The organism is Streptomyces sp. TAA486 (assembly GCF_000426165.1).
In genome coordinates this window covers 335,672-362,590 of record NZ_AUEV01000003.1, presented here as the reverse complement: position 1 = coordinate 362,590, position 26,919 = coordinate 335,672, and the positions used below count along the sequence as shown (strand labels likewise).

Here is a 26,919-nt window from a genome sequence, read left to right as displayed (position 1 = left end):
GATCCGAAGATCGGAAGGACCGGAATCGGCGCGGCGTCCCCTCCTGTGCGAGGGGTTTTTTCATTTGCGCTCGGCAGAGACGACCGATGGAGCTTTGAGGACGATGAGCGAGACCACGAACGCCGCGGAGAACGCGGCTCCCCATCGCTACACGGCGGCACTGGCCGCCGACATCGAGGCGCGCTGGCAGGACTTCTGGGAGAAGCAGGGCACCTACGAGACACCCAACCCCGGCGACGGCGACCTGTCCGGCGATCCGGCGGCGGTGGCCAAGCCCAAGAAGTTCATCATGGACATGTTTCCGTATCCCTCGGGTGCGGGCCTGCACGTGGGTCACCCGCTGGGATACATCGCCACCGACGTCTTCGCCCGCCACCAGCGGATGACGGGGCACAACGTCCTGCACACCCTGGGCTTCGACGCCTTCGGCCTGCCCGCCGAGCAGTACGCGGTGCAGACCGGCACGCACCCGCGGGCGTCGACCGAGGCCAACATCGTTCAGATGAAGGCGCAGCTGCGCCGCCTGGGCCTGGGGCACGACCAGCGCCGCGGCTTCGCGACGATCGACCCGGAGTACTACAAGTGGACGCAGTGGATCTTCCTGCAGATCTTCAACTCCTGGTACGACCCCGAGGCGGACAAGGCACGTCCGATCGGCACGCTGATCGACCAGTTCGCATCGGGGCAGCGTGAGACGCCGGAGGGCTTCGACCGCTGGGACGAACTGAACGATGTGCAGAGGGCCGAGGTCCTGGGCGAGTACCGCCTGGCGTACGCCTCGGACGCCCCCGTCAACTGGTGCCCCGGGCTGGGCACCGTGCTGGCCAACGAGGAAGTCACGGCCGAGGGCCGCTCCGAGCGCGGCAACTATCCCGTCTTCAAGGCGGAGCTGCGCCAGTGGAACATGCGCATCACCGCCTACGCGGACCGGCTGCTGACCGACCTGGACGGCTTGGACTGGCCCGAGGCGATCAAGCTGCAGCAGCGCAACTGGATCGGACGGAGCGAAGGCGCCCGCGTCGAATTCCCGCTGGGCGACAGCACGATCGAGATCTTCACCACCCGGCAGGACACCCTGTTCGGCGCGACCTACATGGTGCTGGCTCCCGAACATCCCATGGTCGACAGCGTCGTGCCCGTGGAGTGGCCCGAAGGAACCCACGATGTATGGACGGGCGGCCACGCCGACCCCGCAGCCGCCGTCGCCGCCTACCGCGCGCAGGCCGCCTCGAAGTCGGACGTCGAGCGGCAGGCGGAGGCCAAGGACAAGACAGGGGTGTTCACCGGCGCCTACGCCACGAACCCTGTCAACGGCGAACGGATCCCCGTCTTCATCGCCGACTACGTGCTGATGGGTTACGGCACCGGCGCCATCATGGCCGTCCCGGCGCACGACCACCGCGACTTCGCCTTCGCGCGTGCCTTCGAACTGCCCATGCGGTGCGTGGTGGAGCCCTCCGACGACCGCGGCACGGACACCGACCGGTGGGACGAAGCCTTCGTCTCGTACGACGCGAGGATCGTCAATTCGACCGGTGACGTCTCGCTGGACGGGCTGGGCGTGACCGAGGCCAAGGCCCGGATCACCGAGTGGCTGGAGAGCCGCGGAATCGGCGCCGGCACTGTCAACTTCCGTCTGCGTGACTGGCTGTTCAGCCGCCAGCGGTACTGGGGCGAGCCCTTCCCGATCATCTACGACGAGGAAGGCGTCGCGCACGCGCTGCCCGAGTCGATGCTGCCGCTGCAACTGCCTGAGGTCGACGACTACTCGCCGCGGACCTTCGAGCCCGACGACGCCGACACCGTTCCCGAGACGCCTCTGTCGCGCAACGAGGAGTGGGTGAACGTCACCCTGGACCTCGGCGACGGCAAGGGCCCGCGACGCTTCCGCCGCGAGACCAACACGATGCCCAACTGGGCCGGTTCGTGCTGGTACGAGCTGCGCTACCTGGACCCGCACAACCGTGAGCAGCTGGTCGACCCCGGGGTCGAGCGCTACTGGATGGGCCCCCGCGAGGGCATCCCGCACGGCGGTGTCGACCTGTACGTCGGCGGCGCCGAACACGCCGTGCTGCACCTGCTGTACGCGCGTTTCTGGTCGAAGGTGCTGTACGACCTGGGGCACGTCTCCTCCGCGGAGCCGTTCCACAAGCTGTACAACCAGGGCATGATCCAGGCCTACGTCTACCGCGACAGCCGCGGCATCGCCGTACCGGCCGCCGAGGTGGAAGAGGCCGACGGCGAGTACTTCCACAACGGCGAGCGGGTCAGCCGGCTGCTGGGGAAGATGGGCAAGTCCCTGAAGAACGCCGTCACACCGGATGAGATCTGCGCCGAGTACGGTGCGGACACGCTGCGCCTGTACGAGATGGCGATGGGCCCGCTGGACGTCTCGCGGCCCTGGGACACGCGTGCGGTCGTCGGCCAGTACCGGCTGCTGCAGCGCCTGTGGCGCAACGTGGTCGACGAGACGACCGGTGAGGTCACGGTCGTCGACGCGGAGCCGGACGAGGACACTCTGCGTGCCCTGCACAAGGCGATCGACGGCGTCACGCAGGACATGGCGGCGCTGCGCTTCAACACGGCCATCGCGAAGATCACCGAGCTGAACAACCACGTCACCAAGGTGCGCGAGGTGCCGCGCTCGGTGGCGGAGCGGATGCTGCTGCTGATCGCCCCGCTGGCACCGCACATCGCCGAGGAGCTGTGGCGGAGGCTGGGCCACGAAGAGAGCGTCGTGTACGAGGACTTCCCCGTCGCCGACCCCGCGTATCTGGTCGACGAGACCGTGACCTGCGTGGTGCAGGTGAAGGGCAAGGTCAAGGCGCGGCTGGAGGTCTCCCCGTCGATCTCGGAGGCCGATCTGGAGGCGCAGGCGCTGGCCGAGCCGGCGATCGTCGGTGCGCTGGGCGGCGCGGCCATCCGGAAGGTGATCGTGCGGGCGCCGAAGCTGGTGAACGTCGTACCGGGCTGAGCGCATCGCACGCCGGGGTCCGGGCGCTCAGGCGTTCCGGGCCCCGCGGTCGTGCTGCATCACTGCCTCGTGCGGCCACCCCGTACGCCGTCCCCCACGGGACGGTGAGGGGAGAGTCCGGGCTTCGTGGAACGCCTGGCCCGGCAGGTCCGTTTAGGCTGGAGAGTGACGGCCCGTGGTGGACGGATGAAGGAGCTCGCTCGTGGAATTCGTCATCGGCGTTCTGGCGCTGCTCTTCGTGCTCTTCGTGACCTTCGGCGTCATCGCTGCGGTGCGGGTGACGCGGGCGGTGCAGCGCGGCGTCGAGCGGACGGGCACGCAGGTGCGACGCACGGTCGAGGAGACGACGCTGCGCGCGAGGAGCGCACAGCCCGGCCCGGTCGGTGAGCTGGCCCGCCGACGGCTGGAGCTGCGTACGTCCATCGACGGTACGCGCAGGGCTCTGGAGTCGGACATCTCGCGGGACCCGTCCCTTCAGGAAGCGCTCGGTCTTCTCGACCGCTTGCACGAGCACGCGCGGCAGCTCGACGGAGAGATGCAGCTCCTGATGGAACGCGAGCCGGACAAGGCACGTACCGCTGCGCTCATGCCGGAGGTTCGTGAACGCGTCGCACGGATCAAGGAGTCCGCCGACTCGCTGCGCTTCGCGGCCCAGGACCGCACCAGCCGCTACGACGCCGAATCGCTGGGCGCGCTGCGTGAGCAGATCGAGATCGAATCCGGCGCCCTGCGCCACTGGCACAGTGAGAGCGCGCCAGCCGCCCGTGAGGTCGAGGGGGCCGCGGAGCGGCAGCGGAGGGACGTGCCTCCCGGGATCGAGAAGGGCCGTCCGCAGAGCGCCTCCTGAGACGGCGGGTAGCCTCCCTCCATGTCCCGCACCACCTCACGCCAGGTCGCGATCGTCACCGATTCCACGGCCTACCTCCCGGCGTCGGCTCTGTCGCAGCACAGGATCGACGTGGTGCCGCTGACCGTGGTGCTCGGGGACAGGGCCCTGGAGGAGGGCAACGAGATCTCGGCGCGTTCCCTGGCCGAGGCGCTGCGTGGGAGGCGTCCGGTGACCACGTCCAGGCCCAGCCCCGCGGTCTTCGCGGAGCGGTACCGGGCCGTGGCGGAAGGGGGTGCGGAGGGCATCGTCTCGCTGCACCTGTCCAGCGAGATCTCCGGAACCTATGACGCGGCCGTCGTCGCCGCCCGCGAGGCACCCGTGCCGGTGCGGGTGGTGGACAGCGGCCTGGTGGCCATGGCTCTGGGCTTCTGCGCGCTCGAGGCGGCCCGCACCGCCGAGGGTGGCGGATCCCTCGACGAGGCCGTGGCTGCAGCGGAGAAGCGGGCCGAGGGGATGTCTGCCTACTTCTACGTCGACACCCTCGAGTATCTGCGCCGCGGCGGCCGCATCGGCGCCGCGCAGAAGCTCCTCGGCTCGGCGCTGGCCGTCAAGCCGATCCTGGAGCTGGCGGACGGCCGGATCACGATGCTGGAGAAGGTGCGGACTGCGTCGAAGGCGATCGCCCGGCTGGAGGAGATCGTGGTGGAGCGGGCGGGCGACGCCAACGTCGACATCGCCGTGCACCATCTCGCGGCACAGGAACGTGCCGATCAGTTGGCCGAGCATCTGCGCGAACGAGTGCCGGGGCTGGGGGAGATGCATGTGAGCGAGGTGGGCGCCGTGATCGGGGCACACACCGGGCCGGGGCTGCTGGGAACGGTCGTTTCACTGAAGTGAGTGACGCCGTTATCCACAACTGATGGGTTGTCCCCGGGAATTGAGCAAGATCACATTGGGTCGCTGATCGTCTCTAGCGTCTGTCGGCATGAGCACTCGATCTCGTCTCGTCTCCCGCCACCGCGCCGGTCGTCATCAGCGCAGGGACGCTGTCCCCACAGACACTGGCGCGCGGCCGCGTCGCCGGTCCCGGAGCCGGCCCGGCTCCCCGCCCGGTGCAGTCGCGGGGTCGGATTCCACGCGGCGGCCCGGTGGGCCTCGAGGTCACGCTTCCCGGGCGGGGCGCGGGCGGCGTCGCTCCCCGTCGGAGCCGTACGGCAGCACCGCCGACGACGCGCTGCCGTACGGGCCTGGGGAACGGGCCGCGTCGCTGCTCGCCGATGACGCGGGGGAAGACGAAGACTCCGGGAGTCGCGATCCCGGCGGCGGCACGGGCCTCGATCCTCCGGCGCCTCGTGGCCGTGGCACACCGGGCGCGGTGGTGCTGCCGCGTGCCGCCGCCATGGCGAGCGCGCGGGAGTCCGTACGGCGCAGCCGCGCGCGGCGTGCGGCGATGCGTCCCTCCGCACTTGCTCCGACCGGCGCTGCGGCCAGGGGAGTCGGGGACGGGGCCCGGCCCGCGCCGGAGTCGGCAGCACCCGCGACTGGGGACGTGGCCGGGACGCTCGGCGCCTGGGGGAGAGCCCGGTTGGCGCTGTGCGAACGGCTCCCGCTGTGGGTGCAGTTGCGCTGCGGGATCGAGCCGAGGACTTTGCTCGCGCTCGCCGTCGTGCTCGTCGTCGCCGTCGGATTCGCCGTCCACCACTTCTGGACGGGGCGCCCAGAGGCCGTGCGGGCACCCGCGGCGGAGCGGGCCCCTGCGGGCTCGGCGGCGGAAGAGCGGAGCCCTGCGGCGGGTGCTTCGAATGTCTCCGGTCAACTGCCCGGCGGGCGGCTCGTGGTGGACGTTTCCGGCACGGTACGCAGGCCCGGTATCTACAAGTTGCCGAACGGCGCCCGGGTCGCCGACGCCCTGGAGGCGGCCGGTGGCGTCCGCCCCGGCACGGATGTCAGCGGCCTCAACCGTGCCCGGCGCGTGGTCGACGGGGAGCAGATCGTCGCTGGGGGAGCGTCCCCGGGAAGCGGTGCGCGGCCAGGTGCAGGGGGTGCCGGCACGGGCGCGGACCAGAGTGGCGGACCGGCAGCGGGTGGCGCACAGTCGCGAGGGCTTGTGAGCCTCAGTTCCGCGACCACGGAGCAGTTGGAGACGCTCCCCGGTGTCGGCCCTGTCCTCGCGCAGCACATCGTGGAGTACCGGGAGGAGCACGGCGGCTTCACCTCCCTGGATCAGCTCAAGGAGGTCAACGGCATCGGCGACCGCCGCTTCGCCGACATCCGGCCGAAGGTGAGCCCATGACCGGCGGCGTCGTGCCCGTGACCGGCACCCTCGCGGCGGGCTCCGCACGGAGCGGGACCGTTCCGGGGCGGGATGCCACCGCTGACCTGCGGCTCGTTCCGCTCGCGCTGGCCGCATGGGCCGGCGCGGCGCTGACGTGGGGCGTCTCCGGTGCCGTGGCCGCCGTGGGGGTGGCGGCATGCGTTCTGGGAGCGGCCCTGTTGCTCTTACGGGCGGGACGCGGGCCATGGCGGCCGGGCGGAGCTGCCGGGTCGCCTTCCCAGCCCCTGTCGCGGTTCCGCACCGGCCTGCGAGAGGGGCCGGGCAGTCGCTCTCCCGTTTTGTTCACGGCCGCCGCGGCTCTGCTGTGCGCGGCGGCCGGGGGCGGGGTAGCGGCTCTCCACTCGGCGGACCTGCGCCGGGGGCCGCTGCCGCGTCTCGCGGAGCAACACGCCACGGCAATCGTGGACTTGACCGTGAAGGAAGACCCGCGGCTGATCCGGCCACGGGTGCGTGGGGCTCAGCAGACCCCGGGAGCCCTGCTGTTCCGTGCCGAGGCCACCCATGTCACGACCCGGGGCTCTCCGGCATCGGTCCGCGGCACATCATCCGGGCCCGTCGACCGCTCCGTGCGTACGCCGGTGCTCGTCATCGTCCAGCAGCGGGACGGGCCACCGCCCGCACGGTGGCAACGCCTGCTGCCCTCGACAGGCCTGAGGGCCGAGGCACGGCTCGCGATGCCCCTGCGCACGGGTCACGGACAGGACGCCGCCGCTGTGGTCCGCCTGACGGCCGACGGGCCGCCACACGTGGTCAACGGCCCCACGGAACTTCACCGCATCGCCGGCAGCCTGCGTGCGGGGCTGCGGCAAGCGGCGGACGGACTGAGCGGGGACGCGCGCGGTCTGCTGCCAGGCCTGGTCGTGGGCGACACCTCGCGGCTGCGGCCGGACCTCGAAGAGGCCTTCCGCGTCACGGACATGGTGCACTTGCTCGCGGTCAGCGGTGCGAACTTGACCGTGATGTTGGCAGTGCTCATCGGGCCGCCGGGAACCGCTCATCTCGCCGAGCGTGGGGGCCTCGCCCCACGGCTGGGCATCTCACTGCGCGCCACGGCCGTCCTCGGCGCACTGGTCACGCTCGCCTTCGTCGTCATCTGCCGCCCCGAGCCGAGCGTCATACGGGCTGCCGGCTGCGGCCTGATCACGCTGGTCGCCCTCGTCACCGGGAGGCGGCGCTCCCTGCTGCCCGCGCTGGCCGCTGTGGTGTTGCTGCTCGTGCTCCACGACCCTCGGCTTGCGCTGGACTTCGGCTTCCTGCTGTCCGTGCTGGCCACCGGCGCGCTGCTCACGCTGGCGCCTCGCTGGAGCTCGGCCCTGCGGCGCCGGGGGATGAATGGACGGCTCGCGGAGGCTCTCGCGGCGGCCGCTGCCGCACAGGTCGTGTGCGCGCCTGTGGTGGTGGTGCTGGCGTCGCATGTCAGCCTCGTCGCCGTACCGTGCAACCTCCTCGCGGAGTTCGCTGTCGCTCCTGCGACCGTGCTGGGCTTCGCTGCCCTGGCTGCGGCGCCGTTCGCGATGCCGGTCGCCAAGTCGCTTGCGTGGCTCGGGGGTTGGCCCGCCGAGGGCATCGCCGAGCTGGCACGCACGGGCGCCGCCCTGCCGGGCGCGGAGATCGTCTGGCCCGGCAGCTGGACGGGTGCGCTGCTGCTCGCGGCACTCACCGCCGCCGTGCTGATTCTGGGCAGGAGAGCAGGGCTGTCGGCACTGCTGAGACATCCGTGGCTGTGCGCGGCGTGCGTGGTGCTCCTGCTGCTGGCAGTGGTGCGTCCGGTGCCGCTCGTACGGCCCTTCACCGGCTGGCCACCTTCCGGGTGGCGGCTCGTGGCATGCGACGTCGGACAGGGCGACGCGCTGGCTCTTGCGACCGGAGTGGCGCACCAGGCGGTGGTCGTCGATGCTGGCCCGGACCCGGAGGCCGTCGACCGGTGCCTGCGCACTCTCGGTGTCACGTCTGTCCCGCTGCTCGTTCTGAGCCACTTCCACGCGGACCACGTGGCGGGTCTGCCGGGTGTTCTGAAGGGCCGGAGCATCGGGGCGATCCAGATCACGTCGCTCGAAGAGCCGCCCGGGCAGGCGGAGTTCGTGCGCCGCACTGCCGCCCGTGCCGGAGTCCGCGTCATCGGCTCGACGGCGGGCGAGCGACGGCACGTGGGGAAACTGTCCTGGCAGGCACTGTGGCCAGGTCGGCCGGGGTCCGCACCGGCCATGCTCCGGCCCGAGGAGGCCAACGACGCCAGCATCACGCTGCTCTTCCGCACGGGCGGGATGTCCCTGCTGCTGCCCGGAGACCTCGAACCGGGCGCGCAGAGCGGCCTGTTGGCGGCCTACCCGGCCCTGCCGTCCGTGGACGTCCTGAAAGTCGCACACCACGGCTCCGCCTACCAGGACGCGCGGCTGCTGGCGCGGCTCCGTCCACGCATCGCCCTGATCAGCTGCGGTGCGGACAACCCGTACGGTCACCCCGCGCCGCGGACCGTCGCCGCGCTCCAAGCGGCGGGCGCCCTGGTCCGCCGCACGGACCGCAGCGGCGCGCTGGCGGTGACGGGCCCGCGGATACGGGGTCATTCCCGGGGTGGCAATGGTGCCCCGGCCGTCGTCGCGGAGCACGCGGCGGGAGATGAACCGCCCGCAGGACGCCCGCCTCCCGTCCGTCCTGGCTGATCTGCGAGCCCGACGGGACCGGGCATTGCCCTCTCGGGCGGAAGCGGGAGTGACGTGAGGGGGCGGTGCGCGGGGGCCGCGGTTCTTCCCTGCGCCCGGGGAGCCATCGCCCGTGGGCCCGCTCGGTCCTGCCCGGACCTTCGACGGGCGAGTAGCCAAACGTGCGGATCACCGCCTGCTCGCGCCCACCTCGAACAGGAGCCAGAGGAATCCGGCGAAGAGGTGGCCCGCCACGAGGTAGATGAAGAGACGAACGGCGAGCCCCCGCGGGATCCGCTCATTTGCCCGCCTGCGATCGTCGAAGTGGCCCTGGCTCATGGTCGGTCACCTTCATCGTGTGGGCGTCCGCCGCCGATGCACATCTCGGAGGCGGGACTGCGCAGCAGCGTGTGGACGAAGAGCATTTCGACTGCGTCATCCCCGGCGGCCGAGATGCGGTGGGGGACGAGCGAGTCGAAGTGCGCAGAGTCACCGGGGTCGAGCACGTAGTCGGCGCTGCCCAGGCCGAGCGCCAGCCGCCCGGTGAGGACGTGGAGCCATTCCTCTCCGGGGTGCACCCGGACCAGGCTGTCCTGCGCGGCCACAGGCACCGTCACGCGCAGAGCCTGCATCGCGCGCCCCGGGTTTCCCGCCGCCCGGTAGAGCCACCCGCCGGCACGGGGCGCCTGGCCCTCGTCGCCACGCACCACGGGCGAGTGCCCGGGCGGCGTCTCGCCGAGGAGGTCGGAGACCGTCGTGCCGTAGCAGCGGGACAATGTGAGCAGCACGGGAAGCGACGGCTGCCGTTGGCCCGTCTCCAGCCGGGACAGGTGTGCGACGGAGAGACCGGCACGCGAGGCCCCTGCCTCGAGAGTCAGTCCGGCTGCGCGGCGCCGCTGCCGGAGGTTGGGTGCCACGGAGGGCACGCCGCTCGCGGGGCCTCCGTCTGTGGAGTGCATATGTCCATGGAGCCCTACGGGATGCCTCTGAGGCAAATCTTTTGCCTCAGAGGCAAAGGCCCTGGCTTCCTCGCGCCTCCCGGCAGCCTCGGCGGCATCGGCCCGGCGCTGCTCTCAGTCCCACTCCAGCCAGCCGTCGTACTCGTCAGCGAGCGCGTCCAGCAGCTTCGGGTCGTACCGTCCATGCGCGGCCTCGAGGACCACCAGCCACTGGGCGTCCTCGGCGTCGTCCTCACCCGCCAGCGCCTCCCGCACCAGCTGCGGCTCCTCGTGCGGCCCCTCGAAGCGCTGGATCAGCTCCTCAGCGACCTCTTCGGCGGCGTCGCGGTCGGGCAGCACCAGGATGTGTCGTACGTCCGTCACACCGGCATTCTGCTCCGGCCAGGAGTGTCAGTGCGCCGTGGGATGCTGTTCCGCGATGGCCGGCACGCAGAAGAAGACGACGGACGACCCGCTGACCCCTGTCACCGTCGCGGTGGGACAGGAGGAGCTCCTGCTGGAGCGGGCGGTGCGCGAGGTGGTCGCCGCGGCACGTGCCGCCGACGCGGACACCGATGTGCGCGAGCTCGCCTCCGCGGACCTCCAGCCGGGCACACTGGCCGAGCTGACCAGCCCGTCCCTCTTCGCGGAGCGCAAGGTCGTCGCCGTGTACGACTCGCAGGATCTCTCGGCGGAGTCCGTCAAGGACGTGAAGGCCTATCTCGCCGCCCCGGCCGAGGAGATCACACTCGTCCTGCTGCACGCGGGAGGAGCCAAGGGCAAGGGGCTGCTCGATGCGGCGCGCAAGGCCGGTGCGCGCGAGGTGGCGTGCGCCAAGCTGACCAAGCCGGCCGACAGGCTCGCGTTCGTACGGGGCGAATTCCGCCGGCTCGGCAGATCGGCGGCACCAGAGACGGCCCAGGCGCTCATCGACGCCGTGGGCAGCGATCTGCGTGAACTGTCCTCCGCCTGCAACCAGTTGGTTGCGGACGTCGAGGGCACCATCGACGAGGCCGTCGTCGCCCGCTACTACACCGGGCGGGCCGAGGCCTCCGGCTTCACCGTCGCCGATCGCGCCGTGGAGGGCCGTGCGGCAGAAGCACTGGAGACGTTGCGCTGGGCGATGGCGACCGGCGTCGCCCCCGTGCTGATCACCAGCGCGCTGGCGCAAGGCGTACGCGGCATCGGCAAGCTGGCCTCCGCGCCTCGCGGCATGCGTGTCGGCGACCTGGCGCGCGAACTGGGCATGCCGCCCTGGAAGGTCGACAGGGTCCGTCAGCAGATGCGTGGGTGGTCGGCGGACGGAGTCTCCACGGCGTTGCGTGCGGTGGCGGCGGCAGACGAGGCGGTCAAGGGCGGCGGGGACGACCCGGAGTACGCGCTGGAGCAGGCCGTGATCGCCGTCGCGCAGGCCGCCCGCTCCCGTTGACCCGCCGGACGCTCGGTCCGGTGGCGCGCCGCTCCCGGGGCCCGGGTGACGAGCGTGCTCGGCGCACGCCCTCACTGCCCGTCCCTGTAGGCCGGTGGACTCCCGGCCCTCTCTCGCGAAGGACCTCGTCCTCACGAACTGCCTTCTATTGACGGTGAATCACGGATCCGGACCCGGACCGGGCCCCGGGATCCGCGGCCAGGGCCCGGCGGACAAAACGGCGACCAGCACGGCCGGGAACGGCAGCGCACGCGCACCGTAGGCTGCGGGGCAGCCCGAGCCCTCCACATCAGCCGTTGAGCCGATACGGACGGCAGCGCATCCCCGTGCATCTCGGCCGAATTGCCGAGGTGCAGGGGGGTGCGGCTCCCGTACCGTTCCGTCATGCTCAGCGCGTTCAGCTCCCTCCCCCTCCACCGGCAGGTCGTCCTCGTGACCACCACCGGGGTGCTGCTCGGTTTCCTCGCCCTCGAAGGGTGGGACACGGAGTTCCTGCCGACGGCTGCGGCCACCGTCGTGACGGGTGCGCTCTGCTGGGCCGCGCTCGCCGTGCCCCTGGAACTGCTGCCCCGCTGTGCTGCGCTCGCCGTCACAGCGTCGGCGGCGCTCTCCGTCGTCTCGGCGAATCTGTCTCAACGCCCTGAGCACACACCGGGGTTGCTGGAGGTGTGTGCCCTGCTCGCCCTTGTCGCCCGTGCGGTCCGGCACTTGAGACCGGTGAAGGCGGAGGCCGTCGTGGCCGCGGCCGGTATCGCCGTCGGGCTGGTGCCGCTGCGGCTGTCGGAGGTCAACGCCGAGCATCTGAATCTGCTGGAGACCGCCCTAATCTTCTGCGTTCTCACCGCGATTCCGGCCGGGCTGTGCCTCCGGTTGCGGGACCGGCTGCGGGCGCGGGAGCGGGAGAGCATCCGCGAGGCCCAACGGCTCGAATACGCACGGGACCTGCACGACTTCGTCGCCCATCACGTGACGGCGATCGTGACGCAGACGAGGGCCGCCCGGTTCACCGCCAAGCAGGGCCGCGAGCAGGATCCCGCGGAGCTCGACGAGATGCTGGAGGGAATCGAGAACGCGGCCTCGCAGTCGCTGAGTTCGATGCGCGGCATGGTCTCCGTACTGCGCAGCACCACCCCGCCGCAGGCGCCTCCCGAGGAAGAACTGTCGCAGGCGCTGGGGCGTGCCGCGGAGACGTTCTCCTCGACCGGTCCACCGCCGGTGACAGTAGACGTGGACGCGTGTCTCGCCGGACGGCGTCTGCCGCCCTGGCTGGTGGGCGTCGCTCACGGGGTCGTACGGGAGGCGCTGACCAACGCCCGCAGGTATGCCCCCGGGGCCACGTCCGTGGTCGTGGCCGCCCGTCCGCAACCGGACTCCCCGCACATGTTCGAGCTGAGCGTGACGGACGACGGTGGCGCGTCCGGCGAACCGTCCGTCGTCGGCGGCGGGTTCGGCCTGAAGGGGCTCGCCGAGCGGGTCGAAGGAGTCGGGGGCAGTTTCACCGCCGGGCCCATGGAGGACGCGGGCTGGAGCGTCGAGGCGTGCCTGCCGCTGCCGGCGGCGACCTGAACACGGCCGCCGCCGACCGGCCTTCTGACACCATGAGCGGAATGACGATCCGGCTGCTCATCGCCGACGACCAGGAGATGGTCCGGTCAGCCTTCCGCATGATCCTGAGCTCCCAGCCGGACATGGAGGTCGTGGCCGAAGCAGCTGACGGCGTCACGGCCGTCGAGGAGGCGGAGCGGCTGCGCCCCGATGTGTGTCTCCTGGACATCCGCATGCCCGGGCTCGACGGCCTGGAGGCCACGCGCCTGCTCGCGGGCCCCGGCGTCGCCGACCCGCTCAACGTCCTGATCGCCACGACCTTCGACCTCGACGAGTACGTCTACCGCGCCCTGCGCAACGGAGCCTGCGGCTTCCTTCTCAAGGACGGGTCGCCCGCGCTGCTGACGGAGGCCGTGCGGGCGGCGGCGTCGGGGGACGCCATGATCGCGCCGTCGGTCACGGTCCGGCTGCTCTCCCGCATGGCGGCCGGCGGCGCCGGCGGTCCCGAAGGGGGAGGGGCCGAGACCCCGAGGAGGGAGAAGCGGGAGAGGAAGGCGGAACGGGCGTCCCGGGGGAAGATGCCCACCGAGCCGCTGACGCCTCGCGAGCTGGATGTGGTCCGGCTCGTCGCCCGCGGCCGCACGAACGAAGAACTGGCCTGCGAGCTCTACGTCAGTCTCTCCACCGTCAAGACCCACCTGGCCAACGCGCAGCGCAAGCTCGCGGCCCGCAACCGCGTCGAGATCGCCGCCTGGGCCTGGGAGAACAACCTCTGCCCCGGCTGACTCGCGGCCCACCGGCCTCCTTCTCCACCGGCTCCCAGGGCCTCGTGCTCTGGAGGTCTCCTGCCCCGGCCCGTCCTCCTGCCCCGGCGCGTACGACGCCCCCGCCCGGTACACCGCGGACACCGCAGACACCGCGAAGGCCCCGCAGACGCTGGGGAAAGCGTTGCGGGGCCTTCGTCGGTTCTGTGAGCGATCGCGAAGCGATCTCCCGTGCCGCACCCGCGTGGCGAACGCAGGCCGCGTGCGGCGCGGGGATCACACCGTGAGGTCCGTGGACGTACGAGAACGGCCACGAAGCCTGTTGCACGCTGTGAAGGCCGGTACGGAACGGAATGAGAGGGCCCGTGGGACCCGCACCGGCGGAGAGGGTGCTGTCAGCCCTTGAGGCCGGACACGCGCTTGGCGAGAGCGGACTTCTTGTTCGCCGCGTTGTTCTTGTGCAGCACGCCCTTGCTGACGGCCTTGTCGAGCTTCCGGCCGGCGGCACGCTGGGCCTCGGTGGCCTTCGCCTGGTCGCCGGCGGTGACGGCCTCGTGAGTGCGGCGGATCGCCGTCTTGATCTCCGACTTGACCGCCTTGTTGCGCTGACGCGCCTTCTCGTTGGTCTTGATCCGCTTGATCTGGGACTTGATGTTCGCCACGAAAAAGAGCCTTTACGGGTTCGGTGATGGTGCCTTCCGTACCACCGTGAGCTTCTGCTGCGGGCGCCGGCTTCGAGCCGTCGCCGCGATCGGAACGATTCGCGGGAGCCAGGACCGGAGTGATCGGCGTGATGAAGTGATCAGTCCGGCCTGCTGCAGAGCGCACGAGGCACAGTCGGTCAGGCTACCAGCAGCCTCCGTGGCCTCCCAATCCGGCCCGTACCGCGCGCGCATGGGACCATGGAGGCTGCGAATTCGTACGAGAGCTTCCCGGAGAGCCTCGCTGAGGCCCTTCCCGCCGACCCCCGACAGACCCGACAGGACCTTGCGTGCCCGCGACCCCTTCGAACGTGCCGGAGCCGAGCCGCACCGACCCGGCGCTGATCCGTAACTTCTGCATCATCGCGCACATCGACCACGGCAAGTCGACGCTCGCCGACCGCATGCTCCAACTGACCGGCATCGTCGAGGACCGGCAGATGCGCGCCCAGTACCTCGACCGCATGGACATCGAGCGTGAGCGCGGCATCACGATCAAGTCGCAGGCCGTGCGCATGCCCTGGGCACCCACGGAGGCCAAGGACACCCCGCACATCCTGAACATGATCGACACCCCGGGCCACGTCGACTTCACCTACGAGGTCTCCCGGTCGCTCGCCGCGTGCGAGGGGTGCATCCTGCTGGTCGACGCGGCTCAGGGGATCGAGGCGCAGACGCTCGCCAACCTGTATCTGGCGATGGAGCACGACCTCACGATCATCCCGGTCCTCAACAAGATCGACCTGCCGGCGGCCCAGCCCGAGAAGTTCGCCGCGGAGCTCGCCCACCTCATCGGCTGCGAGGTCGGGGATGTGCTGAAGGTCTCCGCGAAGACCGGTGAGGGCGTGGAGGAGCTGCTGGACGAGGTGGTCCGGCAGGTGCCGCAGCCCGTCGGCGTCCCGGACGCGCCCGCTCGCGCGATGATCTTCGACTCGGTCTACGACGCGTACCGCGGTGTCGTCACGTACATCAAGGTCGTCGACGGGCGGATGGGCAAGCGCGAGCGCATCCGCATGATGTCGACCGGCGCCACCCACGAGCTGCTGGAGATCGGCACCAACTCACCGGAGATGACGGCCTCCGACGGTCTGGCCGTCGGCGAGGTCGGCTACCTGATCACCGGTGTGAAGGACGTGCGCCAGTCCAAGGTCGGCGACACCGTGACCAGCTTCACAAAGGGAGCCGAGCAGGCGCTGCCCGGGTACAAGGACCCGAAGCCCATGGTCTTCTCCGGCCTGTATCCGCTGGACGGCTCCGACTACCCGGAGCTGCGCGACGCCCTGGACAAGCTCCAGCTCAACGACGCGGCGCTGACGTACGAACCCGAGACCTCAGTGGCGCTCGGTTTCGGCTTCCGCGTCGGCTTCCTGGGGCTGCTGCACCTGGAGGTGGTCCGGGCCCGCCTGGAGCGCGAGTTCGGCCTGGACCTCATCGCCACCGCTCCCAACGTCATCTACCGCGTGGAGATGGAGGACGGCACCGAGCACACGGTCACCAACCCCAGCGAGTTCCCGACCGGCAAGATCGACAAGGTGCACGAGCCGATGGTGCGCGGGACGCTGATCGCCCCCAGCGAATTCGTCGGCGCGATCATGGAGTTGTGCCAGTCGCGCCGCGGCAACCTGCAGGGCATGGACTACCTCTCCGAGGACCGTGTGGAGCTGCGCTACACCCTCCCGCTCGCGGAGATCATCTTCGACTTCTTCGACGCGCTGAAGTCCCGCACCCGCGGCTACGCCTCGCTCGACTACGAGCCGACCGGTGAGCAGTCGGCCGACCTGGTCAAGGTCGACATCTTGCTGCAGGGCGACCAGGTCGACGCGTTCTCGGCGATCGTCCACAAGGACAAGGCGTACTCCTACGGCTCGCGCATGGCGAACAAGCTGCGTGAGCTCATCCCCCGCCAGCAGTTCGAGGTGCCCATCCAGGCCGCCATCGGCGCCCGCGTCATCGCACGCGAGACCGTCCGCGCGATCCGCAAGGACGTGCTTGCGAAGTGCTACGGCGGCGACATCTCCCGCAAGCGGAAGCTCCTGGAGAAGCAGAAGGAAGGCAAGAAGCGGATGAAGGTCGTGGGCCGCGTCGAGGTGCCGCAGGAGGCATTCATCGCCGCGCTCTCCACGGACGGCGCGGGCGGCGGCGGCGACGGCGCCAAAGCGAAGAAATGAAAAATAACGAAAGGGCTACTTGAGCGGCCCCGAAAAGACGCAGAAACAGGGTGAGACGGGCCGTTGGCGGCCCGTCTCTCTGTGTTTCCTGGGGAGCCTGTGACGATCGCGAGGTGATCGACGCATTGCGAGCCACGACCCCCTTACGTTGGGGAGCGACGGCCTCTAGGCTGGCCGCTGTTTCTAGTTACTCGTGAGTCAACAAGTACTCACCCCCACGCAAATCACACCGACCTAAGGTGCGGGCCAGCGGAGGATGTCGTGAGCGACACACAACCCCTGATCGAGAACCGGCCGCCCTCCGTGGCGACACTCTTCCTGGAAAGGGTCGAGGCCACCCCGGATGCCGAGGCATACCGCTATCCGGTGCCCTCCGCCGCGGGCGAAGGACCCGACGACTGGCGCAGCTACACCTGGGGCCAGGCCGCGAAGCGCGTCTTCGGAATCGCCGCGGGCCTGATGACCCTCGGTGTCGCCCCCGAGGAGCGCGTGGCCATCGCCTCCGGCACGCGGGTCGACTGGATCCTCGCCGACCTCGGAATCCTGTGCGCCGGTGCCGCGACCACCACGGTCTACCCGAGCACCAACGAGGAGGAGACCGCGTACATCCTGGCGGACTCCGACAGCCGTGTCCTCTTCGCGGAGGACGCCGAGCAGCTGGCGAAGGTGCGGCAGCGCCGCGCGGAGCTGCCCAACCTCAAGCACGTCGTCGTCATCGACGCCGGTGACGTCTCCGAGTCCGGCGGCGTCTCCGGAGCGGGCCCCGAGTACGGCGACCCCGAGGGCTGGGTGATCAGCCTCGACGAGCTGACCAGGCGCGGCAACGAGCACCTCCTGCAGAACTCCGACTGCGTCAAGAAGACGGTGCAGGCGCTGCGTTCGGACCAGCTCGCCACGCTCATCTACACCTCCGGCACGACCGGCAAGCCCAAGGGCGTGCGGCTGCCCCACGACTGCTGGGCATACATGGCGAAGGCCATCGCGCAGTCCGGCCTCGTGACGGTCGAGGACGTGCAGTACCTGTGGCTGCCGCTGGCTCACGTCTTCGGCAAGGTGCTCACGGCCGGTCAGATCGAGGTCGGGCACGTGACCGCCGTGGACGGCCGCATTGACAAGATCATCGAGAATCTGCCGGTCGTGCAGCCGACGTACATGGCCGCCGTCCCCCGGATCTTCGAGAAGGTCTACAACGGTGTCGCCTCCAAGGCGAAGGCCGGCGGTGCCGCCAAGTTCAAGATCTTCCAGTGGGCGGCCGGCGTCGCCCGCGAGTACGCCAAGGTCACGCAGGAGAACTTCCGCCGCACCGGCAACGCCACGGCGCCCGCAGGTCTGAAGGCCAAGCACGCCGTCGCGGACCGGCTCGTCTACGCCAAGCTGCGTGACGCGTTCGGCGGGCGGCTGCGCGCCTGCGTCTCCGGCTCGGCCGCTCTCGCCCCCGACATCGGTTTCTTCTTCTCCGGTGCCGGCATCCACATCCTCGAGGGGTACGGGCTCACCGAGTCCTCCGCCGCGAGCTTCGTCAACCCCGGCGAGGCGTACCGGACGGGCACCGTCGGCAAGCCGCTGCCCGGCACCGAGGTGCGCATCGCCCAGGACGGCGAGATCCTGCTGCGCGGCCCCGGGATCATGGAGGGCTACCACGGGCTGCCGGACAAGACGGCCGAAGTCCTGGAGTCGGACGGCTGGTTCCACACCGGCGACATCGGCGAGCTGTCGGAGGACGGCTACCTGCGGATCACCGACCGCAAGAAGGACCTGATCAAGACCTCCGGCGGCAAGTACATCGCGCCGGCCGAGGTCGAGGGTCAGTTCAAGGCCCTGTGCCCGTACGTCTCCAACATCCTGGTGCACGGCGCCGACCGCAACTTCTGCACCGCCCTCATCGCGCTGGACGAGGTGAGCCTCACCGCGTGGGCGGAGGAGCAGGAGTCGCTGAAGGGCAAGCCGTACACCCAGGTCGTCACGAGCGACGAGGTGCGTCAGATGGTCGACGGCTACGTGGAGGAGCTCAACGGCACGCTCCAGCGCTGGCAGACCATCAAGAAGTTCCGCGTGCTGCCCCGCGACCTGGACATCGAGCACGGTGAGCTGACGCCCAGCCTGAAGCTCAAGAGGCCAGTGGTGGAGCGGGAGTTCGGGCACCTGATCGAGGAGATGTACGCAGGTGCGCGCGAGGCCTGAGGGCGCGGTCCGCGTGATGTGAGCCAGACGGCGTGAGCCGGGCGGTGCCTACGACGACCGCCCGGCTCACGCCCCGTTCCCGTACCGGGGTTCCGCGTGCGTGTCCGGCGCCGGGGGGGGGTCCGCCGAGCTGTAGCGGGTGGGCTGCGCTCAGGGCAGGTCGCTGCGCATCTGATGCAGCGCGTCGGCCAACTCGCCTATGCGACGCGCGAGTTCCGGCACATCGCGCACGGCCGGTGAGTTCCCGGTCTCGCTCCCCGCAGCCTCCGTCGAGCCGGCCGCGCTGCCGCCGCCCGGAGCCAGACAGCGCTCCAGGGCCTCGAGCCGCACCGCGAACTCGCCGAGCCGGTCGCGCTCGCCCGCCAGCAGCTGCTGCAACTGCTGGTTCTTGCGGTGCAGTTCGAGGAAGACGGACACCTTGGAGCGCAGCATCCACGGGTCGAACGGCTTGGTCAGATAGTCGGCCGCGCCGGTCGCGTATCCCCGGAATGCGTAGCCGGCCTCGGCGGCCACGTCGGCTCCGGTCAGGAAGATGATCGGCACGTCCCGAGTCTGGTCGAGGCGCTTTATGTGGCCGGCGGTCTCGAAGCCGTCCATGCCCGGCATCAGCACGTCCAGCAGGATGACGGCGAACTCCTGGCGGAGCAGTGCCTTCATCGCCTCCTCACCGGACGTCGCCCGCACCAGCGGCACTTCGAGCGTGCCCAGCACCGCTTCCAGCGCGACGAGATTGTCCTCGCGGTCGTCCACCAGAAGGACGCCCGCCTCCTCGGCGTCGCCTCTGTACGAGGAGTGCGGTATGCGGGTGTGGAGTTCGGATGTCATCGCGGCCTCGGTGAAGAGTGTGGGTCGAGCAGTGAGAGCAGCGTGCCGAGCAACGCTTCGACGGCCACCGGCTTGGGCACATACGCGGAGGCTCCCGCGGAGAGCGACTGCTCGCCGTCCCCGGGCATGGCCTGTGCGGTGAGCGCGACGACGGGCAATGCCTCGAAGCGCAGGTCGGCACGGAGGTTACGGATGGCCTCGTAACCATCCATCTTCGGCATCATGATGTCCATGAGCACGACATCGACGGGTGGTCCGCTCTCCAGTGTGGTCAGCGCCTCGGATCCGTTCTCCGCGTAGCGGACGGACATCCCGACCCTGCCCAGGAGATGGGTCAGCGCGTAGACGTTGCGGATGTCGTCGTCCACGATCAGCACGCGCTTGTCCCGCAGCACGCGCCCGGCGTGCCCGCTCTGCCAGGCCGTGAGACCGGACTCCGCTACCTGCGCCGCCGCCTGGACGCTCTCCGTACGGGCACCGTCGGCGCGGGAGATGCCACCGCTGCCGGTGGAGCAGCCGTTGCTGCGGGGCGGCGGCAGCTGGGCCGGCACGACCGCGGCGGGGGGTTCGGCCGTCTGCGGTGCGCCACCGACGGGCGGGGCCGGGGACGAGGCGGGCACGTACAGCGTGAAGGTGCTGCCCGCGCCGGGCGTGCTCTCCACCGTGATGCGCCCGCCGAGCAGCTCCGCCAGCTCCCGGCTGATGGCGAGGCCCAGCCCGGTGCCGCCGTAGGTGCGGTGGGAGGAGCCGTCGCCCTGCTGGAACGCCTCGAAGATGCGCGGCAGTTGCTCCGGCTCGATGCCGATGCCGGTGTCCCCGACCCTGAACGCGATCAGTGGTTCGCCGTCGGTGCCGCGCTCCGCCGCGGGCTCCGCGTGCAGTTCGACGCTGCCGTCGGCGGTGAACTTCAGCGCGTTGGACAGGAGATTGCGCAGCACCTGCTGCAACCGCCGTTCGTCCACGTGGAGTTCGTCGGGCGCGTCGTCCGCGGACGTGACCGAGAACCGCAGACCGCGGTCGTGTGCGATCGGACGGAAGGTGTCCTCGACGTACGTGAGCAGCTTCGTCAGCGTCAGATCGTGCGGACGGGCCTCCATCCGGCCGGACTCGATCTTGGCGAGGTCCAGCACATCGTTGATCAGTGACAGCAGGTCCGTGCCCGAGCGGTGGATGGTCTGCGCGAAGCGGACCTCCTCGTCCGAGAGCCGGGCCCCCTCGTTGTCCGCGAGCAGCCGGGACAGCACCAGCAGCGAGTTGAGGGGGGTGCGCAGCTCGTGCGACATGTTCGCGAGGAACTGCGTCTTGTACTGGGAGGACGCGGCCAGCAGCGCGGCCTTCTCGGAGAGTGCGGTGTTCGCCCTGATGGTGTGCAGAGCGACGCCCATGGTGTGGACGAACTGGTCGAAGAAGGCCAGGTGGATGTCGCTGAACGTACTGAACGAGGCGAGCTCCAGCACGCCCAGCAGCGTGTCCTCGTACAGCACCGGAAGGATCACCACGCACGCCGGCCGCGCCTCGCCGAGGCCGGAGCCGATGGGCAGGTAGTCCGGCGGCAGGTCGGTCAGCAGCAACCGCCGCTTCTCCGCCGCGACCTGGGCGATCAGGCTGTGCCCGTGGACGCCGCCACGCGGGCGAGCACCGGGCGAGTAGGCGGCGGTGCCGTAACCGGCGACGTAAGACAGCTCCCCGTCGCCAGGGGGAGCACCCTCCTCGGGATTCCCCGCGAGGAAGAACGCGCCGAACTGGGCGCCCACCAGCGGCGGCAGCTCCCGCATGATCGGCTCGGCGATCTCCCGGATGTCCCGGCGTCCCTGCATGAGGGAGGCGAGGCGGGTGAGATTGGACTCCAGCCACTCCTTGGCCTGTGTGGTCTCACGCAGGTCGGAGACCATCCTGTTCACGGCCTCGGCCGCGTCCCGCCAGCTGCCGGACAGTCCGCTGACGGTGGTGTGCGCGGTGACCGGGCCGCCGTGCTTGCCGCCCGGCCCGCGGCCTGTGCCCTCACCGTCCTCGTCGAGCGCGGCACGCGTCACCTCGTCCGTGAAGAGGGCGATTTGATCGGTCATGCGGTTCACCGTGCGTCCCAGGCGCCGCAGTTCGCCACGCAGGGCCCTGCCGTCCTCGTGCAGATCGACCCGACGCGAGAGATCGCCGTCGGCGACTGCCGCAAGGACGCGAGTGGCCTCCGCCGTCGATCCGAGAAGCGTCTCCAGCAAGGTGTTGACCGCGTGTACGGAGTCCGTCCACATGCCTTGGCCGGGACTTGCCGTAAGGCGCTCGTCGACACGGCCGCGGCGCACCACGTTCGCGCGCACCCGCGTCAGCTCGCCCGCGAGATGTTCGGCGCGCGTCGCGAGCTGGTTGACCGTGTCGGCGAGCTCGGTGTGGACGCCGGGTGCGGCGTCCGCGGCGACCTGGACCCTCGCGCTGAAGTCCCCGTCGCGCAGCGCGCGCAGAGCGCAGAGCACGGGGTGCAGTCCCGCACCCGCGTTCGAAGAGCCCTCCGGAAGTCCGGACACTTCACCACTCATTGCAGTGCCGCCTCATCGGTTTCGTCACCCGACGCATATGGATCAGCTCAGTCTGTCACCCTTGCGATAATGCCGTGGGGAGTAACCGGAGAAGTGGTGGGGGCAGACACAGTGGGGACGTCGTTGACGCGGTGGGGGGAAGCGGACGAGGCGGGGCAGAGGGCACGGCACGATGCCGGCCCGCCGCCCGGATCCGCGCTGGTACGGGCGTCGTTGGCGGGCAACGCGCGAGCGCCTGCCGCGGCGCGCGCCTACGTGCGTGACGCACTGCGCGGCTGGGACGTGCCGGACGGCACCGCGGAGGACGTGACGCTGCTGGTCAGCGAGCTGGTGACGAACGCGGTCGTGCACGCGGGCACCTCGGTGCGCCTGGAGTGCCGGCACGAGGGCGGCACCCTGTCCGTCGAGGTCGCCGACAGCCACCCGACGCGTGCCGTGGAGACCCGTGCCGCGAGCGAGGACGCCGACGGCACACGTGAGGGCCACCAGGGTCACGGCCTGCGACTGCTGTCAGCTCTGGCCGGGGAGTGGGGCGTCACGTACAGGCGGGACGGCAAGACGGTGTGGTTCCGGCTGCCGTGCGGTCCCGCGGCGGCCTCGGGTCCGTCCGTTCCCGCGCAGGCTTCCGCGGCCGCGGACGAGTCGCGTGAGCCGGCAGCAGGCAGTCTGACCGGGAGCCTCGCGCCCACCCCGCAGCGCTCCACGGCCTTGCGCCGCCACGACCCCGACTGGATCGACCACGGCATCCTCTCCTTCCTCGCGGAGGCCTCCGACCTCCTCGCGGGCCAGACCGACGAGGACCGGGTCGCCTCCCTGGCCTGCCAGTTGCTGGTGCCCCGCTTCGCCGACTGGTGCGGCGTCTGGCTCACCGACCCCGACGCCGCGACCCCGCTCCGTCTCTCGCGCGTGTGGCACACCCAGGAGGAGCGGACGGACGAGCTGCGCAGCGAGTTGAAGAAGACACCGCCCGTGCTCGGAGGCCGCGCGCCCTCCGGGCGTGCCGTCCCCTGGACGTGGCCGGGCAAGGAGTCCGCGTACGGGCCCGGCGGCGCCGCCGTCGGCTGCCGGCTCGTCGTCGGGGGACGGACCGTTGGCACACTCGTCATCGGGCGTGCAGGTCTGCACCGCATCCCGGGCGAAGTCGTGGGCATCGTCGAGGACTTCACCCGCCGCGTGGCCCAGGCGGTGCTCTCGGCCCGCCGCTACACGCGTCAGGCCACCATCAGCCGGGTCCTCCAGCGGGGGCTGCTGCCCTCCGGCGACGTGGCCGTACCGGGTGTCGAGACCGCCGTCGTCTACGAACCGGCCGGAGAGGGCTCCTGGGCCGGCGGCGACTTCTACGACTTCTTCGAAGGGACCGACGGGCGCTGGAGGTTCGCACTCGGCGACGTGTGCGGCAACGGCCCCGAAGCGGCCGTCGTCACCGGTCTCGCGCGTCCCGTGCTGCGGCTGCTGGCCCGCGAGGGTTACAGCGTTCCCGAGGTCATGGACCGGCTCAACCGCGAGGTGGGCGAGCAGACCCGCTTCCTGTCCCTGATCTACGGGGAGTTGACGCCGCGATCAGCCGCCGCGGGCGGCGGGACCCTGTGCACGCTGGTCTGCGCCGGCCATCCCCTGCCGCTGGTGCGTGACGCCTCCGGGAAGGTACGTCCCGCCGCCGAGCCCCAACTCCTCCTCGGCGTCGAGGAGGACGTCTCGTACGAGAGCCAGAGCGTCGTTCTGGAGCCGGGCGAGACGCTGCTGTGCGTCACGGACGGTGTCACCGAACGCCGTTCCGGCCAATGGCAGTTCGATGACGACGACGGACTCGCGGCGGTACTCGCCGAGTGCAGCGGCCTCGACGCCGCGCAGACGGCGGAGAAGCTGCGCCGCGCGGTGCACGCCTTCGGCGACGGCGCGGCGGCGGACGACCTTGCCATGCTGGTGCTCCAGGCCCGCGGGGACGGCTGAAGGACAACGGCGGCCGGTCCGGCCGCCGTTGCCGGACCGGCCGCGTGAGCCCACCGGGCCGCGCGGCGGCGGACCGGCGCGTCAGTCCACGAGGTCGCGCACCACCGCGTCGGCCAGCAGTCGTCCGCGCAGCGTGAGCACTGCCCGCCCCTGCTCGTACGGGCCCGGCTGCAGCAGCCCGTCGTCCAGTGCGCGGCGTGCGGCCTCCGCGCCTGCGGGCGCGAGCAGCCCGAGCGGGCAGCCCGCCGCCAGCCGCAGCTCCAGCAGGATGCGCTCGACACGCCTGTCCTCGGGCGTCAGCACCTCGCGGCCCGCGCCGGGGGAGCGGCCCTCGGCCAGGGCTCGTGCGTAGGCGGCAGGGTGCTTCACGTTCCACCAGCGGACCCCGCCCACGTGGGAGTGCGCGCCGGGCCCGGCACCCCACCAGTCGCCGCCCGTCCAGTACAGCTCGTTGTGGCGGCAGGGGGCCGAAGGGTCCGACGCCACGGCCCAGTTGGAGACCTCGTACCAGCTCATGCCCGCGGCGGAGAGCATCTCCTCCGCGATGAGATAGCGGTCCGCGTGCACGTCGTCGTCCGTCGGCGGCACCTCGCCGCGCCGGATGCGGCGCGCGAGGCGCGTGCCCTCCTCGACGATCAGGGCGTACGCGGAGATGTGGTCGGCCCCCGCGGACAGGGCGGAGTCCAGGGAGGCCCGCCAGTCGTCGTCGCTCTCCCCGGGTGTGCCGTAGATCAGGTCGAGATTGACGTGCTTGAACCCCGCGGCACGGGCCTCCGCGACGCATTCCTCGGGCCTGCCGGGCGTGTGGCTGCGGTCGAGTACCTCGAGCACGTGGGCGCGTGCGCTCTGCATGCCGAAGGAGATCCGGTTGAAGCCCGCCTCACGCAGCCGCTCCAGAGAGGCGGGGCCGACGGACTCGGGATTCGCCTCGGTGGTCACTTCCGCGTCCTCGGTCAGCCCGAACTCGTCCCGCACGGTCGCGAGCATCGAGCCGAGGTCCTCGGGGGGCAGCAGCGTGGGGGTGCCCCCCCCGACGAAGACGGTGCTGACGCGGCGCGGGTCGTCGCCGAGGACCTTGCGGGCGAGCCGGATCTCGTCGGCGAGCGTGGACGCGTAGTTCTCCCGCGAGGCCAGTACGCCGCCGGAGCCGCGCAGCTCGGAGGCGGTGTAGGTGTTGAAGTCGCAGTAGCCGCAGCGGGTCGCGCAGTACGGCACGTGCAGGTAGAAGCCGAGCGGCCGCGAGTCGCGGCCCGCCAGGGCGTCGGACGGCAGCGACCCGCTCTCGGGCACGGGCTCGCCGTCGGGGAGTGCGGAGGGCATGCGTCCCATTGTCCGCGATGCCGCACGGCGCCCGTCACGGCAGCGGACGACGGAGCTTCGCCCGGCGGGCGCCCCTCCCCGCAGTCGTGCGGACCCCGCTACGAGAAGCCGACCGTCACATGGTCGATGAGCTGCTCCACGCGCCCCAGCAGGGCGGGCTCCAGGTCCCGGTAGTCGTGTACGTGCCCGAGGATCCGCTGCCATGCCGCGCCGGTGTTCGCGGGCCAGCCCAGGGCGGCGCACACGCCGCTCTTCCAGTCCTGCCCGTGCGGTACACGGGGCCAGGCGTCGATGCCGACGGAGGAGGGCTTCACCGCCTCCCAGATGTCGATGTACGGGTGTCCGACCACCAGCACGTGCTCGTCCGTGACCTCGGCCGCGATGCGGGACTCCTTCGAGCCCGGCACCAGGTGGTCGACGAGGACCCCGAGCCTGGCCTCCGGGCCGGGCTCGAAGTCCCGTACGACGGCGGGGAGATCGTCGATGCCCTCCAGGTACTCGACGACGACGCCCTCGATCCGCAGGTCGTCGCCCCAGACCTTCTCGACGAGTTCCGCGTCGTGCCGCCCCTCCACGTAGATCCGCCCCGCACGTGCCACCCGGGCCCGTGCGCCCGGCACGGACAGCGACCCGGACGCAGTGCGCCGCGGGCCCTCCGCGCCGCCCGCCGAGGCGGACTCCGGCGGCCGCGCCGGTCGTACGAGCGTGACGGTGCGGCCCTCGAGCAGGAATCCGCGGGGAGCCATCGGGAAGACACGGTGCTTGCCGAACCGGTCCTCCAGCGTGACGGTGGGGCCCTCGGCGGTCTTCTCGGTGCGGATCACGGCACCGCAGAAGCCGGTGGTGATCTCCTCCACCACCAGGTCGGGGTCTGCCGGCACCTCCGGCACGGGCCGCTGCTTCTTCCACGGCGGCGTCAGATCGGGATCGTAGGAACGGCTGCGCATGGCGGCATTCTTCACGACCGGCGCGACGTCAGGACAGTCCGAAACGGTCTGCCAGGGCGTCGCGTTGGGCCCGTACGAAGTCCGCGCCGACGACCGCGCCGTGCCCCGGCACGTACAGCGCGTCCTCGCCGCCGAGGGCGAGCAGCCGGCCGAGAGCCTCCGGCCACCGCGACGGATTGGCGTCGGGTCCGGCCTGCGGTTCACCGGACTCCTCGACGAGGTCGCCGCAGAAGACGACGCGGGGGGCGCCGTCCCGGTCGCTCACGACCACCGCCAGGTCGAACGGGCTGTGTGCCGCGCCCATGTTCACCAGGCGCACTTCGCGCTCGCCCGGCGTCATCGTGAGCTGCTCGGAGATGCCGTGCTGCGGCGGCACCAGCCCCGCCGCCGACTCCGCCGCCGCGTCCGGGGCCATGCCGTGCGCCACCGCGTCCCGGCGCAACTCCTCGCGCGCGCCCGCGAGATACTCGCCGAGACCCTGCGCCCCGTACACGTGGGCACCCTCGAACGCCGCCGTGCCGAAGACGTGGTCGAAGTGGGAGTGCGTGAGCGCGGCGTGCGTCACCGGCAGTCCGAAGAGGCCGCGCAGCCCGTCGCGGATCTCCGCGCCCTCCGCGACACCGGAGCCGGTGTCGACGACGAGCACTCCCTTCGTGCCCCGCACGGCGCCCACCGTCGCGTCCCAGCCGGGCAGCCTGCGCCGTGCGACGCCGGGCGCCAGCTGCTCCCAGAGACCCTCTCCGGGTGGTCCTTCGCGGTGTTTGTCCCTGTTCCAGGCCATGTGACGACGCTACTGGGACGTACCCCGCAGCGCGCCACCGCGATACGGTCAGAGCTGACGGC

Annotated in this window: 20 protein-coding genes; 11 read left to right on the top strand and 9 right to left on the bottom strand. The window is 71.1% G+C overall.

The features are described from left to right. Positions 1–103 precede the first annotated feature (103 nt). The 5 genes from leuS to I004_RS32945 all read left to right on the top strand — a co-directional run bounded on the left by leuS (position 104) and on the right by I004_RS32945 (position 8,798). Positions 104–2,974, top strand: coding sequence for a leucine--tRNA ligase (gene leuS / locus I004_RS0108330; RefSeq protein ID WP_028435093.1), 2,871 nt, complete (start codon positions 104–106; stop codon positions 2,972–2,974). Positions 2,975–3,176: 202 nt separating this feature from the next. Continuing rightward, positions 3,177–3,821: a hypothetical protein gene (locus I004_RS32950; RefSeq protein WP_199779351.1), complete on the top strand. Its 645-nt coding sequence runs from the start codon at positions 3,177–3,179 to the stop codon at positions 3,819–3,821. 21 nt (positions 3,822–3,842) lie between these two features. Beyond that, the gene (locus I004_RS0108320; protein ID WP_028435092.1) at positions 3,843–4,700 is read left to right on the top strand and encodes a DegV family protein; all 858 of its coding nucleotides are present in this window, start codon (positions 3,843–3,845) and stop codon (positions 4,698–4,700) included. 478 nt (positions 4,701–5,178) lie between these two features. Beyond that, entirely contained in the window at positions 5,179–6,096 is a 918-nt protein-coding gene (locus I004_RS38055; RefSeq protein ID WP_486579856.1) for a ComEA family DNA-binding protein, read from the top strand. After that, entirely contained in the window at positions 6,093–8,798 is a 2,706-nt protein-coding gene (locus I004_RS32945) for a ComEC/Rec2 family competence protein (protein WP_078510937.1), read from the top strand. The genes I004_RS38055 and I004_RS32945 overlap by 4 nt, the downstream gene beginning before the upstream one ends. 168 nt (positions 8,799–8,966) lie before the next feature. Here the strand turns inward: I004_RS32945 and I004_RS32940 are convergent, their stop codons facing one another. The 3 genes from I004_RS32940 to I004_RS0108295 form a co-directional block, all read right to left on the bottom strand. Continuing rightward, positions 8,967–9,116, bottom strand: a complete 150-nt coding sequence (locus I004_RS32940) for a DUF6126 family protein (RefSeq protein WP_051344843.1) — start codon at positions 9,114–9,116, stop codon at positions 8,967–8,969. Further along, positions 9,113–9,736: a cupin domain-containing protein gene (locus tag I004_RS0108300; RefSeq protein ID WP_028435090.1), complete on the bottom strand. Its 624-nt coding sequence runs from the start codon at positions 9,734–9,736 to the stop codon at positions 9,113–9,115. Before I004_RS0108300 ends, I004_RS32940 begins: the two co-directional genes overlap by 4 nt. A 114-nt stretch (positions 9,737–9,850) precedes the next feature. Next, positions 9,851–10,099 carry a hypothetical protein gene (locus I004_RS0108295; RefSeq protein WP_028435089.1) on the bottom strand — a complete coding sequence of 83 codons (249 nt, stop codon included), beginning with the start codon at positions 10,097–10,099 and terminating at the stop codon, positions 9,851–9,853. A gap of 55 nt (positions 10,100–10,154) precedes the next feature. On the opposite strand from I004_RS0108295, the gene holA reads away from it, so the two are divergent. The 3 genes from holA to I004_RS0108280 all read left to right on the top strand — a co-directional run bounded on the left by holA (position 10,155) and on the right by I004_RS0108280 (position 13,474). Then, a complete protein-coding gene (gene holA, locus I004_RS0108290; RefSeq protein ID WP_028435088.1) occupies positions 10,155–11,144 on the top strand; it encodes a DNA polymerase III subunit delta in 990 nt (329 codons plus the stop codon). Between the two features lie 384 nt (positions 11,145–11,528). Next, entirely contained in the window at positions 11,529–12,710 is a 1,182-nt protein-coding gene (locus I004_RS0108285) for a histidine kinase (RefSeq protein ID WP_028435087.1), read from the top strand. A 32-nt stretch (positions 12,711–12,742) separates the two neighbouring features. After that, positions 12,743–13,474 (top strand): response regulator transcription factor, encoded by a 732-nt coding sequence (locus I004_RS0108280; RefSeq protein WP_486579873.1) that lies wholly within the window; start codon positions 12,743–12,745, stop codon positions 13,472–13,474. Between the two features lie 374 nt (positions 13,475–13,848). Here I004_RS0108280 and rpsT read toward each other — a convergent pair whose 3' ends face one another. Further along, positions 13,849–14,115: a 30S ribosomal protein S20 gene (gene rpsT / locus I004_RS0108275; RefSeq protein WP_028435085.1), complete on the bottom strand. Its 267-nt coding sequence runs from the start codon at positions 14,113–14,115 to the stop codon at positions 13,849–13,851. Between the two features lie 329 nt (positions 14,116–14,444). Between rpsT and lepA the strand changes: the two genes are divergently transcribed. Next, positions 14,445–16,322, top strand: coding sequence for a translation elongation factor 4 (gene lepA / locus I004_RS0108270; RefSeq protein WP_028435084.1), 1,878 nt, complete (start codon positions 14,445–14,447; stop codon positions 16,320–16,322). A 261-nt stretch (positions 16,323–16,583) separates the two neighbouring features. Next, positions 16,584–18,503 carry an AMP-dependent synthetase/ligase gene (locus I004_RS0108265; RefSeq protein WP_028435083.1) on the top strand — a complete coding sequence of 640 codons (1,920 nt, stop codon included), beginning with the start codon at positions 16,584–16,586 and terminating at the stop codon, positions 18,501–18,503. Between the two features lie 150 nt (positions 18,504–18,653). Here the strand turns inward: I004_RS0108265 and I004_RS32935 are convergent, their stop codons facing one another. Beyond that, positions 18,654–19,328, bottom strand: coding sequence for a response regulator (locus I004_RS32935; RefSeq protein WP_078510936.1), 675 nt, complete (start codon positions 19,326–19,328; stop codon positions 18,654–18,656). After that, entirely contained in the window at positions 19,325–21,847 is a 2,523-nt protein-coding gene (locus tag I004_RS32930) for an ATP-binding protein (protein WP_051344841.1), read from the bottom strand. Before I004_RS32930 ends, I004_RS32935 begins: the two co-directional genes overlap by 4 nt. Positions 21,848–21,928: 81 nt before the next feature. On the opposite strand from I004_RS32930, the gene I004_RS0108250 reads away from it, so the two are divergent. Further along, entirely contained in the window at positions 21,929–23,809 is a 1,881-nt protein-coding gene (locus tag I004_RS0108250; protein WP_078510934.1) for an ATP-binding SpoIIE family protein phosphatase, read from the top strand. Between the two features lie 81 nt (positions 23,810–23,890). Here the strand turns inward: I004_RS0108250 and hemW are convergent, their stop codons facing one another. The 3 genes from hemW to I004_RS0108235 all read right to left on the bottom strand — a co-directional run bounded on the left by hemW (position 23,891) and on the right by I004_RS0108235 (position 26,857). Beyond that, the gene (gene hemW, locus I004_RS0108245) at positions 23,891–25,129 is read right to left on the bottom strand and encodes a radical SAM family heme chaperone HemW (protein WP_028435081.1); all 1,239 of its coding nucleotides are present in this window, start codon (positions 25,127–25,129) and stop codon (positions 23,891–23,893) included. A 98-nt stretch (positions 25,130–25,227) separates the two neighbouring features. Continuing rightward, positions 25,228–26,076 carry a DUF3097 domain-containing protein gene (locus tag I004_RS0108240; protein ID WP_028435080.1) on the bottom strand — a complete coding sequence of 283 codons (849 nt, stop codon included), beginning with the start codon at positions 26,074–26,076 and terminating at the stop codon, positions 25,228–25,230. A gap of 28 nt (positions 26,077–26,104) precedes the next feature. Next, positions 26,105–26,857, bottom strand: coding sequence for an MBL fold metallo-hydrolase (locus I004_RS0108235; protein WP_051344840.1), 753 nt, complete (start codon positions 26,855–26,857; stop codon positions 26,105–26,107). Between the last annotated feature and the right edge of the window lie 62 nt (positions 26,858–26,919).